Genomic DNA, 11,546 nt, shown 5'->3' on the forward strand with positions numbered 1-11,546 from the left:
CCCACTGACCTGTCTGGTCTCTGGATCTCGCAGTTCGGACGGAAATGCGCTTTCGCGGTCTCAGCACCCGGAGTCTGAATAAAATTTGTGCGATATTGGCGTGTTGCCATTGCCGTTGCAGGTTTGCAACGGCAGTAAGGACGCGGCGGTTATTGGATCGTGACGGTGTAGGTAGCGGAGTGGTTTGTGGTTCCACTGGTGGCGGTGACGGTTAAGGGATAGGTGCCGGGGGTTGGGGTGTTGGTCGTTGCGGGGGGCGTTGTGGTTGTTGTGGTGTGGTGGCCTCCGCATCCGGCCGCGGCTAACAGCGTGGAGAGGGTGGCAAGGGCGAGGAGTTGTAAGGGCCAGCTGATCTTGCGGCGACGTCCGAGGGTGAAGATAGCGGCAGTGCTGAGAAGTCCCAACGGAAGTATGACGGCTACTTCGAAGTCGTGACGCGTGGGGGAGAGTGAGGCGATTGGTGTGTCGGCGGTGAGGGTAAGGGTGGAAGTAATGGCGGCGGTGCCGTTGGGTGTAACCGATGTTGGCGAAAGTGTGCAGGTGGAGTTAGTGGGCGCGCCGGTGCAGGTGAGAGTGACTGCCTGATTGAAGCCTCCGGTTGGGGTGATGGTGACGGTGTCAGTGACGTTGGAGCCGCGAGCTACGGTCGCGGTGGCATTCGTTAGAGTGATGGAGAAGGCAGGAGTTACAGGCGGTGCGGTGACGGAGATAGTTAGACCGCTGGAGGTTGAGGTACCGAAGGCGGAGTCTCCGGAGTAGACGGCGGTGATGCTGTGGCTACCGGCGGCTAGCGCGGTAGTGGTGACGGAGGCGGTGCCGGCGGTGAGAGTTGGACTGCCGAGTGAGGTGGTGCCGTCGACGAAGTTGACGGTGCCGGTTGGTGTTCCTGTGCTGCCTGAAGCGCCGGTAATGGTCGCGGTTAATGTAAGGCTGCCGCCGGCGACGATGGAGCTGGCGGATGAGGTGAGTGCGGTGGTGGTGGCAGTGAGCGTGGACGGCGGCGGAGTTGTGGTGGCGCTGCCGTAGAGGCTGAGCAAGATTGCGTTGCCGTTGATGATGTCGGGATGGCCATCCTTGTTGAGGTCAAGGGCGATAGTTCCAACGGAGCTTCCGATGAAGAGGTTGACGAGATCTTTCGGTGAGACTTGGCCGTTGTCGATGGGAACGGAGGTGAAGGTGCCGTCGCCTTTGCCGTAGAAGATGCCGGAGAAGGATTCGGAGTCGAGATAGGCGAGGTCGATTTTTCCGTCGCCATCAAAGTCTGCTGCGGCGAGCCCGGATTCGGGTACGACGTCGCCGCCGTTGAGAAGAAGGGTCGTGGGTGCAGCGAAGGTGCCGTCGCCTTTGCCCAGCGCGATGAAGAGTTGACCTTGCGTATTGGCGTCCTCGCCGAGACAGGCGAGATCGAGTTTGCCATCCCCGTTGAAGTCGGCGGTCGTCGCAGAGGCGAGTTTGGCGGAGGTGATTGGTGTAATGGGAGTGGTGGCGAAGGTGCCGTCGCCTTTGCCGAGATAGATCTGGAGATTTGCGGTGGTAACGCCAACGCCATTGGTGACGGCGAAGCTGCCATTAAAGGCGATGAGGTCGAGGTTGCCGTCGCCGTTGAGATCTACGACATTGGCGATGTTGGGGATGCTGCCGGTAGCGGCAGAGGGAGCGGCTGTGCTGTTGTAGGTGTAGGTGATGATGGGAGCCCCGAAGGTGCCGTCGCCGTTTCCGGGCAGGACGATGAATCCCTGAAGGTAAGTACTGTTGGGGCCTGTGAGATCGGTGAAGTTGAAGATGAGATCGGCTTTGCCGTCGTGGTTGAAGTCACCGATGTGGATGCTGTCTGCGGTGAGGGTGATGTCGTAGCCGTTCGTTGCTGCGATCTGGGGGAGGACGTACGGGACTGGGGCCTGGAAGGTGCCGTCGCCATTGCTGAGTGAGACAAAATAGAAGATGCCGGTGTAGCCCTGCTGATTGTTGGTGATGGGATTGATCTCGTTGAGGTTGTAAACGAGATAGACGAGATCGGCTTTGCCATCGCCATTGAGGTCGCCGACAGCGAAGGTGCTACCGGTAGTTGCGGGGCTGGTGACGATAGTGACGGGGGAGCCGCCGACGGGATTGGGTGCTGTGATGGTCGCAGGTGGCGGGGGGATGATGGAGGCGGTGTTGAAGGTGCCTTTGGGTGTGCCAAGCTGCACGATGTAACTGCTGCCGACGGGGACGATGATGTCCTGCTGGCCGTCGTTGTTGACGTCGCCGAGATTGTTGCCGGTGTAGTTGCCGGCGATTTCGGGCGCGCCTGAGAAGGTGCCGTCGCCGTTGCCCATAAGGGCGTAGGCGATGTTGGTGTCGGCGCTGTCGCCTCGGAAGAGGCCACCGTTGGCGTCGCCGACGTAGATGTCGGGATTGCCGTCGCCGTCGAGATCGGTGACGGTGATGAAGCCATCGGAGTTGATGGTGACGTAGCCTAGGCCGGGGGAGAAGGTGCCATCGCCTTTGCCGGTGTAGGTGAGGAGGCCGCTGCCAGTGCTGACGACGAGGTCGAGTTTGCCGTCGCGGTTGATGTCGCCGGTAGCGAGGTACGGGCCGCCCTGGGGAGGCGAGGTGACAGGAGGAAATGCGGCGCTGGAGGCAGCGGTAAAGTTACCGGCGCCGTCGTTGAGGAGGACGAGGCCGTTTGATGCGAGGAGGTCTTTATGACCGGTGCCGCGGAGATCGGCACTGACGAGATTCAAGATGGTAGCGCTGGGGGTTGCGGTGGATCCAGGATAGACGGGGGTTGGCGCGGTGAAGGACTGGGCGGTATTGAAGGTGCCGTCGCCATTGCCGGTGAGGAGAGAGACCTGGCCGTTGTCGGAGGTAGTGACGATGTCGAGCTTGCCGTCGCCGTTAAAGTCGTCGACCACAGCGGTGAGAGAGTTGCCGCCGGGGACGGTGTATGGGGTCGCGGTGCCGAAGGTGCCGTCTGCGTTGCCGAGCATGACGTAGACCTGGGCAGTGCCGGCGATATTGTTGCCGTTGACGACGATGAGGTCGCCGTTGCCGTCGCCGTTGAGATCTGCGGTGGCGAGGAGGCCGGCGCGGGAGAAGCTGAGGACGCTGACGTTGAAGCTGGTAGTGCCGGTGAGAACGTAGAGGGATTCAGCCTGCGTTATGACGTTGTAGAAGACGCCGGCGTAGACGTTGACCCCAGATGATGTTTTGCCGACGTAGACGGCCGGACGGGAGCCAATGCCGCGGGTTGGGTCGACACAGCCTGCGGGGACAGAGTCGGCGGTGGTGGTAAGGCCCGCTTCGGTGTGGAGGGTGCGCTCATAGTTTGGCGTCATCCCGGTTGAGGTGTAAGTGAAGCTCGATCCGTTGTTATAGGTGCCGGTGAGAAAGAGGAGGGAGCAGTTTGTCTGTCGCAGGAGCGCGAGCACCTGGCCGGAGGGAGCGGTGATGACGGTGGAGTTGCCTTGAAACTTCGCGACACCGGTTTGGGAGCCGTCGGTTCCGGTGAGGTGAGGTGAAATAGAGGCACTCTTTTGACCAGATCTCTGGTGAGGGCGAGCACTTGTTGTCTGGGCTACGGTGCGGTAGCCAAAGACGACAGTTGTGAGGGTGAAGGCGAGGAGAGCGAGTAAGGCGGCGAACCTGGAAAGTTTCAACATAGCAATAGACACCTCTAGAATGCGGAACGCGCATTCGATGGACTGAACTGTCTGGGGAGGGCACCAATATAGCACGGGATTTATTCAAGATTGATGCTTTTTGTTTAGCTGAAGAAGATTGCCGATTGCTATCTAGCGCATCTTCACTTTGTTCCCTGCCCTGTCGATCCTGCGTGTACCGGGACGTCCGTTACAAATTGGACCGGGGACATCCGTTACAGATCCCTTGCGGAGTTGAGGGCTTGAATTGAGATTGTGGCTGGTCTTTGCCATCTGGTCGTTCTTCTTCTTGGCTGCAGCGATCGCGCGCAGCATCAATGGATGTGCCACCTTGATCTGGGTGGCATGCGGCAGCAGGTGATCGTAGATCCAGCCACTAAAGATCGTCGCCTCCATCGCAACGGTCCACGGCTGGGCACAGTCTTCATCCAACAATCCAGCTCGCGTCGGGTTGACCCGACCTTGCCTTCCTGCCGTATCCGGCCACTCACGTCCTTCACGCAGTAGCTGATCGTCTTCTTGTGAACGTCCAATCCGATATAGTTCATAGTCGTCATCGAGGAGTCTCCGTGGTCGTTCTCTGAATCAGCTTCACCGCTGAGTTCAGCCGATGCAACACCACGTGCTCCTCGATGACTTATCATTCAAACAAACCAACCGAAATAACCGAACGCGCAGTTATAGCGCGTCACCATCGGAGCGTAGTGTAGGATTCCGCCATGCTAGAAATGCATTTACGAGTCTTCGCGGTGGCAATCGCGGCGACGTTGTTGCTTGTTCCGGCGTACGCACAGCAGAGTCACTGGTCTTCGGCGGATGATAAAACCGCGAAATACATCATCGAGATGGAGCGCAAGTGGGCTGAGGGTGTATGTGTTGATAACGGTGTCGTCGCTGGTCTGCTTGCCGACGACTTCCAAGGCACTTCAACGAAAGGTGCGCGCTTCAAAAAAGCAGATGAACTGAAGGACGAGAAAGGTCCACGCACCGCTCGTGAGTGCGGCCTTGATGAGGCTAAAGTGCGTTTCTTCGGAGACAGTCTTGCCGTTGTATACGGCAGCGAACATGCTGTCGGCAAAGACAAGTCCCAGCCAAACATAAAGGTGTGCCAAATTTGGACTGACACGTGGCTGAAGCGCGGCGGTACATGGCAGATCATCGCCTCGCACGATAATCGCGTGAAATGTGAGTAGCTAGAGAACGCCTGACTTTTGTTCTGCATTGGCATGATCGGTTGGGGCTTTTACCAGTCGAGACGCAGAAAGGCTTAGCCATTGATTTTCTGGTTACTGAATCAGTACGTCCAATTGGGACGCCCGCTCTGAGTGAGGCGTTTCCGAGTCCACAGGACGTGGTCGGAGTCAGGCGCTGGAGAGTAGTGTGCTGTTTGCCGACCAACCACCCAGAACCCTGTCAGTGACCGCATTGCCCTGTTGGCGACAGTTGAGTACCCGCCGCTCACAAAGAAAGCGCAAGGCTAATCAGAAAGCTCTTCATCTCGCCGTCAGAAGTCCCTTCTCGACCAGAACCGGAGGCCTGCGATGGTGGATCTGCTGTTCGTACGCATAGGCGTAGCCAAGCAGGTCGCCGTCATGCCAGGACTGCGCGGAGATCTCCAATCCAAAAGGCAGGCCGCTGGGATAAAAGCCGCCAGGCACTACGATGGCGGGAACGCCGAGGATGTTGACCCACGACGTGTCGGAGTGCGGGCCTCCGCTGATATTGCCGGCCTCGCCCTTTTGCGGCATGGTCTCATCCGGAGGAGGCATCTGGGTCGCGGGATAAACAAAGCCGTCCAGATGAAATCGGGTTAGGGCGTCGTTATAGGCAAAGAGGGCATCGCGGCGTGGCCTGAAGTAGGTGGCCTCGGCGTTGGGATCGGTCTCGAGGGTGGTCTCGATGATGGGAGTACGGTCTTTGCGTGAGCCATCGTTCATGCCGTTGATGATCGTGCCCGGCAGTGACGAACCAACGGCCTTGGCGTACTGTTCGGAGGAGTGATACTCGGCGGGGCCGTAGCTGGCTAGGAACGTCTCTGTCCCTTGCTGGATGTAGGGCAGAGTGCAGGTGTGTGCGGCGATCTCGGCGAACGAGTCCGGCAGGATGTCGTCAGAGAAGACGATCTCGGCCCCGGCGGCGCGCAGACCATCAAGCGACTTGAGGAATGCGGCTCGGGTCTCGGGCTCGAGAGGGACAACGGCATTCTGGCGGTCTTCAGCAAACTTCTCGGGGGACTCGGGGCAGACGCCCTGAAACGGGATTCCCGCCCCCGCAAGGATGAACGCCGGCACGCCGAAGCGCTTGCCTTTCAGAGCGTCCTTCTTCAGGTATTGCGTGTAGGGCCCAGGCATGGCCTTGGTGGCTGCCTCTGTCGTTCGCGGGTCGGCGGGATCAGGCCCAGCCATCACACCGAGAGCGATTGCCGCGTCGGTCACATTGCGGGCGATGGGCCCAGTGTTGTCGAGCAGCCAATCGAGCGGAGCGATGCCCGCAATGGGGACAAGGCCGCGCGTTGGGAAGACGCCCACCACAGAGCTGGTCGCGGCGGGCATGCGGATCGAGTTCCCCGTATCGGTTCCATTGCCGAGGACAGCTTCGTTCGAAGTAACGGCCGTGACCGTTCCGCCCGATGAGCCTCCCGGCGAGAAGCGCACATCGTAAGCGTTGCCCGTTCGACCGAAAGAAGAGCTGCGATTGGTGTCGGAGGCGGCGAAGTCCGGCATGTTGGTATGGCCGAGGAGCACCGCGCCCGCTGCGCGAAGTCTGGCGACGATGGGAGCATCCTTTGGAGCGATCAGTTCATGGCCGGGGATGGTGTAACCCTTCCATCCATCGGTCGTCACGAGGCCTTCGATAGATGTGTTTGCTTTGATGACCATCGGAATGCCCCACAGTGGCGTGGGATGCGCGCCAGGCCCTTCGCGATCAAGCCGTGCCGCCGCAGCAAGTGCCCCCTGTTCATCGAGGGTTTCGATATCGCGATAGATACCGTTGTAGCGATGAATGCGCGCAAGATACCAGCGCGTGACCTGCGTGACGGTGTAGCGATGCGACTGATAGAACGCCTCGATCTGCGGGATGGTGGCTTCGAGGAGATCGGTATCGGCGGAGACAGGCAACTTCGCCGTTTGTCCGCAGCCGCAGACAGTAGTTGCGAAGAGCGCGAGAAGAAGTGCAGATTGCAGACTTGTACGCAAGCGTGGTGACTCCTTGAGGGATGGTTAGCCATAGCCTACACGGGAGCCGCATCGGCTTGTACAGATTGACGGCACCGAAGCCAGCGTGATTCGATCAAGACAGTGAGCCGCAAATCCGCACTTCCGGTGGATGCGATTCTGCCGGAGATGATCGAATCTCTGCGGCAGACGCCGAATCTCGTCATCGAAGCTCCGCCCGGCGCGGGCAAGACGACGCGCGTTCCGCCTGCGGTGCTCGATGTGGTGCAGGGCAACGTCATCGTCTTAGAGCCGCGTCGCATCGCAGCGCGCCTCTCCGCGCGCCGGGTCGCGTGGGAGCTTGGCGAAGAGGCCGGTGAGACTGTCGGCTACCAGGTTCGCTTCGAGGAGAAGACCGGGCCGCGCACACGACTGCGCTTCGTCACCGAAGGCATCCTGACGCGGCGGCTTATGAGCGACCCAACGCTGAAGGGCGTGGACGCGGTCATCCTCGACGAGTTTCACGAGCGCCATCTCGACAGCGATCTTGCGCTCGCCCTGCTGAAACGACTTCAACAGACGCGGCCCGCGCTAAGCATCATCGTGATGTCGGCGACGCTCGACGCTGCGCCGATCGCCCGCTTCCTTGGCGATTGTCCGGTGCTCCGTTCTGAAGGCCGCATGTTTCCGCTGTCGATCCGCCACATGCCTTACTCTCCGGAATCGCTGCAGGTGCAGGTGCGGAAGGCAGTCGAACTTCTGTTGAGAGAGAAGCACTCTGGCCATATGCTCGCGTTTCTGCCTGGCATCGCGGAGATACGGCAGACCATGCGTGAGTGCGAGTCCGCCGCGCGAAGTGCAGGGCTGCTTCTGCTGCCGCTCCACGGCGATCTCACGCCCGCCGAACAGGACCAGGCAGTGATGTCGAGTCTGACACGAAAGCTGATCCTGGCGACGAACGTGGCTGAGAGTTCGGTCACGGTCGAAGGCGTGACCGCCGTCATCGACAGCGGCCTTGCGCGAATCGCAACGTACTCTCCGTGGACAGGTCTTCCGACATTGCAGGTAGGCCGGGTCAGCAAGGCCTCCGCCACGCAGCGTGCGGGCCGTGCGGGACGTACTGCTCTTGGCGAGGTGCTTCGGCTTTATCCGGAAGAGGACTACCTGCTGCGGCCACAGCAGGACAGTCCGGAGATTGCGCGCAGCGATCTTTCACAGCTTCTGTTGACGTTGCGGGTGATGAAGGCCGGGCACTTCAATGAAGTTGCCTGGCTCGACGCTCCGCCTGCCGAGGCTGTCGAGCTCGCGGAGTCGCTGCTCGATCAGATTGGAGCGAAGGGCGAGATGGCCGAGCGCATGAGCCGCTACCCTCTTTCACCGCGACTCTCACGCATCCTCGTTGCGGCAATCGATCGAGGAGTCGGCGAAGATGGATGCCGCGTCGCCGCGATACTCAGCCTTGGCGAGCGAAACGAGAAGAGTGACCTGCTCGAAGCGCTGGATCGCGCGCCAAGTCCTCGCGAGCGACAGCACGCAGAGCAACTGCTGCGAGCGGCGCGCCTATCGGGAAAGCCTCGCCATGATGACGACGCTCTATTGCTCTCCGTTCTTGCGGGCTTTCCGGACCGCGTCGCGTGCAGAAGATCCGGCAGTCAGATCATGCTGTCGAACGGCGTCACTGCAGAGGTTGCCGGTGCGGCGCACGGCTACGAGTTCATGATGGCCATCGACGTGGAGGACCGCAAGGAGAAGCCGATGCCGCTGGTCCGCATGACCGCGCGCATCGAGCCGGCGTGGCTGCTCGATCTCTTCCCCGAGCGCGTGAAGGAGAGCTCGACCGTAGTATGGAACCGCACCAACGAGCGCGTAGAGCAGGTGAATGCGCTTCTCTACGACAAGCTCGTGATCGACGAGTCGCGCGGCCCCGCACCGGATGGGTCTGCGGCAGACCTGCTTGCCTGCAGAGCGCTCGAGGTGGGCATCGATCAGTTTGTGGAGAAGGAACTCCTCGACCAACACCTGGCTCGACTGGCGTTCGCAGGCTTCGACGCCCCCGATATTCCGCAGACACTGCGCGAGTTGTGCCTTGGGCTGCATAGCTTCGGCGAACTGAAAAACGCTGCGGAAGGCTTCATCGCTCTGCTCGAACAGCAGGTGAATGGGAAACTGCTGAACGATCTCGCCCCACTCAGCGTGCGCCTTGCGAGCGGCCGCCAGACGAAGATTCACTACGAACAGGAGAGGCCACCGTGGATCTCATCGCGCCTGCAGGATTTCTTCGGAATGACAGAGAGCCCGAAGATCGGCCCGAACAAAACGTCTCTGGTCGCTCACCTGCTCGCGCCGAATCACCGTGCGGTCCAGACCACGACCGACCTCGCAGGTTTCTGGGAGCGCCTTTATCCGCAGGTACGCAAGGAATTGATGCGGCGCTATCCCCGGCACCAGTGGCCCGACCGGCCCTGAGTGCAAGAGGTAGCGAACGCCGCTCGCGCGCAGGTTTTAACGGCCACCCTGATTTGATTCCCGTCGTGAATTTACAAATGCGATGAAAATCCGGACGGCACAGCTGCTTCAAGATTGATTTGTTCTCCGGTGATGGGGTGGTGGAACTTCAAAAACTGGGCGTGCAGGAGATATCCTCCATCGCCCGGGAGGCCGGGGAGACTTTCAAGAGGCTTGCCGGTTGGGCCGTACAGCGGATCGCCTACCAGGGGATAGCCGATGGATGCCAGATGGATTCTGATTTGATGAGGGCGACCCGAACGTAGGCTTACCTCGAATGTTGTGGTGCTTGTCGTGCGTGAGATCACCTTCGCCAAGGACTTTGACGGTTTGCCACCTGGGCTGGCGGCCCACACGGAACCGATGAGCGGGTGCGGCACAAGGCCGATGGGTGTGAGAATTTCGTAGGCGTTGCACTGTGCAATGCCTTGAGCCAGCGCGCGGTAGATCTTTTGAACTCGTGGTGTGTTCCAGTCTGCGGATAGTTTAGAGGCCGCCTGCGGTGTTTTGGCGAAGAGGACGATGCCGGTAGTGGCTCGGCCCAGCCGGTGGACAGGGTTTGCGTTGGGGTCTTGCTTTTGCACCATGCGCAGGAGGGTGTTTTCCATGAAGCCGCCGCCGGGGAGGGTGGGCAAACCGCAAGGTTTGTTGACGGCCAACAGATGGGCGTCATCAAACAGGACTTCGAAGTGCTGAGGAGAGTATGGCTCGATCCACGGCGGCCGGTTCCAGACAAGAGTTTGGCCTGAAATGAGCGATTCGATTCCGATGGCGGTGACGTCGTCGATGGTGACTTGGCGGTCGTCCAGGTTTTGTTGCCAGCCTTGTGGGGTTGAGTGTGGGTAGAGACTCGCCAGATAGGAGAGCAGGGTTCGTCCATGATCTCTGCTGCAAATGATTGTCGTGTAGGCATATCCCCGGTTGAGCATGTAGGTCGAGTCTAAGCTATGGCTTCTGCGACTGAAGCTGCTGGGTTTCGAGCAGCACTGGATTTAGGCAGTAAGAGCTCTAAACGCGTCTGGATTCCGATCGTACCACGAGCCATCCAGAAGCTATGCCTTTAGATCAGGACGAAATACGTGCTTGTCCTCTCTTATACAGAAGCCTACGGTTCGCAGTCTCAATGAGCGACAAATCGCAATGCACTCATCGACAGTTTCAGAGTTGTTTCATAGGTTTCGCGGAGGGCATTACTTCCTACAACGTATGGTCCGCCGCGCGACTGCAAGGGGGAAGTTTGGTCGAGAAGACAAGTCTGCGCAAATGTATTCGTCAATAAGGGCGAGGATGGTGTCAAGGACAAAATTATCCTGCCCGTTGCTTAAGCAACACTCGGAGACAGGGTTTAGAGACCGGAGCCCGAGCGGATCCTGTGTCGAATCATCTTCGGTGGAGTGCTCTCCACCAACCATCAATACGGCCATGACTGCGACCATGATTCTTTTATTCGGACTACTCAGCCTGTCGGTCTGGCTTTCGCTGACCATCCTAACGACGTCGATCTAAGAACCAAGGATTCAAGCCCCAAAATGGTGAATGGAACTCTGGGGCCGATCGATGAGGGACAGGAAATGGACGCGGGAAGCGAAACACAATAGTAGCAATTTGACTCACTTGTTTCGGGATCACTCCGCAATTCAAGCTTGAGCCGTAAAATACGGAAGCCAGCGGTCCACGCGACCGCTGGCTTTTGTATTGGCGAGCTCAAAAATCGTGCATACGCTACAAAAAACCTGTTATCAACAAATCTGTCGAACCCATCGGGGTCGATCCACACTTCAAGAATGAAGGAGTGAGTAAGTCGCTTCGGGTTGATCACAGTTTGATGCTTCGTAGTCTAAGAGCATTAGCAATGACGGAAACTGAGCTGAAGCTCATTGCCGCTGCCGCGATCATAGGGTTCAGCAGTAAGTGGAATACCGGATATAAGACCCCGGCAGCTAGCGGCACACCAAGTGCGTTGTAGATGCAGGCAAAAAACAGATTCTGGCGAATGTTGCTCATGGTGCGCGGGCTCAACCGACGTGCTTTGACGATTCCGCGCAGGTCGCCCTTGACCAGTGTGATTCCGCCGGTTTCCATCGCCACATCTGTTCCCGTTCCCATCGCAATTCCTACGGGTGTCATCGAGAACCTCAGTAATAAGGATGAGGCACCTGCAGACGGTCGTATGTGATTGCGGTCACCGATGATCCTTGTAGAAGTGGTCAAGTGCTATTAAGTCTTCCAAGCGCAACCTCTT

At 59.1% G+C, this 11,546-nt stretch carries 6 protein-coding genes and 1 pseudogene; 2 read left to right on the forward strand and 5 right to left on the reverse strand.

What is annotated here, in order from left to right; all coding sequences use genetic code 11:
* Positions 1–149: 149 nt before the first annotated feature.
* Positions 150–3,644, reverse strand: a complete 3,495-nt coding sequence (locus RBB82_RS25825; protein WP_433975995.1) for an FG-GAP-like repeat-containing protein — start codon at positions 3,642–3,644, stop codon at positions 150–152.
* Positions 3,645–3,776: 132 nt separating this feature from the next.
* Complete coding sequence (locus RBB82_RS25830) at positions 3,777–4,076, reverse strand: hypothetical protein (RefSeq protein WP_433975996.1); 300 nt, start codon at positions 4,074–4,076, stop codon at positions 3,777–3,779.
* A 287-nt stretch (positions 4,077–4,363) separates the two neighbouring features.
* Here RBB82_RS25830 and RBB82_RS25835 point away from each other — a divergent pair, with 287 nt between their 5' ends.
* The gene (locus tag RBB82_RS25835) at positions 4,364–4,837 is read left to right on the forward strand and encodes a nuclear transport factor 2 family protein (RefSeq protein ID WP_433975997.1); all 474 of its coding nucleotides are present in this window, start codon (positions 4,364–4,366) and stop codon (positions 4,835–4,837) included.
* 300 nt (positions 4,838–5,137) lie between these two features.
* Here the strand turns inward: RBB82_RS25835 and RBB82_RS25840 are convergent, their stop codons facing one another.
* On the reverse strand, positions 5,138–6,841 hold the full coding sequence (locus RBB82_RS25840; RefSeq protein ID WP_433975998.1) for an amidase: 1,704 nt from the start codon (positions 6,839–6,841) through the stop codon (positions 5,138–5,140).
* 102 nt (positions 6,842–6,943) lie between these two features.
* On the opposite strand from RBB82_RS25840, the gene hrpB reads away from it, so the two are divergent.
* Positions 6,944–9,265, forward strand: a complete 2,322-nt coding sequence (gene hrpB / locus RBB82_RS25845; RefSeq protein ID WP_433975999.1) for an ATP-dependent helicase HrpB — start codon at positions 6,944–6,946, stop codon at positions 9,263–9,265.
* A 71-nt stretch (positions 9,266–9,336) separates the two neighbouring features.
* On the opposite strand, the gene RBB82_RS25850 is transcribed toward hrpB, so the two are convergent.
* Together RBB82_RS25850 and RBB82_RS25855 are read right to left on the reverse strand one after the other, a co-directional pair.
* Positions 9,337–10,233, reverse strand: a complete 897-nt coding sequence (locus RBB82_RS25850; protein WP_433976000.1) for an RluA family pseudouridine synthase — start codon at positions 10,231–10,233, stop codon at positions 9,337–9,339.
* A gap of 886 nt (positions 10,234–11,119) precedes the next feature.
* Positions 11,120–11,422, reverse strand: a pseudogene (locus tag RBB82_RS25855) (copper-transporting ATPase); the annotation flags it as partial.
* Positions 11,423–11,546 lie beyond the last annotated feature (124 nt).

Source organism: Tunturiibacter lichenicola (genome assembly GCF_051013355.1).
Lineage (GTDB): Bacteria > Acidobacteriota > Terriglobia > Terriglobales > Acidobacteriaceae > Edaphobacter > Edaphobacter lichenicola_F.